At 62.9% G+C, this 684-nt stretch carries 1 protein-coding gene; it reads left to right on the top strand.

The annotated features are described in order from the left end of the window. The coding region (locus IE166_RS20515) for a TRAP transporter large permease subunit (RefSeq protein ID WP_189507711.1) at positions 1–684 on the top strand (684 nt) is incomplete at both ends.

Here is a 684-nt window from a genome sequence, read left to right as displayed (position 1 = left end):
ATCAACCTGTCCTGGCCGCTGCTTTACGCTCTGCCCGATCGCTTCTGGGGGACGCTCGCCAACGAAACATTGTTGGCGATCCCGTTCTTTACCTTCATGGGCATCGTGCTTGAAAAAAGCGGCATGGCCGAGGATCTGCTCGACACGATCGGGCAGCTGTTCGGCCCGATCCGCGGCGGTCTGGCCTATGCGGTGATCCTCGTCGGCGCCCTGTTGGCGGCAACCACGGGCGTTGTCGCGGCATCCGTGATCGCAATGGGCCTGATCTCGCTGCCGATCATGATGCGCTACGGTTATGACCGGAAACTGTCTTCCGGCGTGATCGCGGCATCCGGCACGCTGGCGCAGATCATCCCGCCGTCGCTCGTTCTGATCGTGCTGGCCGACCAGCTCGGCCGCTCGGTCGGCGACATGTACAAGGGCGCGCTGATCCCCGGCCTCGTTCTGGTCGGTTTGTACATGCTTTACATCCTGATCATGTCGATCGTGCGCCCGAAATCGATGCCGGCTTTGCCGCTCGAAGCGCGCACGCTCGGTCATGGCGTAACCTCGCTGTTGATCGCCTTGGCTGTTTGCGGCGGCATCGGCTACGGCGCCCATGTGCTGCTTTCGCCGACGCAAGGCGCCAATGCCGACATCCTGGGCGGCGTGGTCGGCGTGCTCGTGATCTACGTGTTTGCGATC

The sequence above is a fragment of the Tianweitania populi genome, from assembly GCF_014652875.1.
In the GTDB taxonomy this organism is placed as follows: Bacteria; Pseudomonadota; Alphaproteobacteria; order Rhizobiales; family Rhizobiaceae; genus Tianweitania; species Tianweitania populi.
Note: the sequence above shows the minus strand (reverse complement) of the source record. Positions and strands in the feature narration are given on the sequence as shown.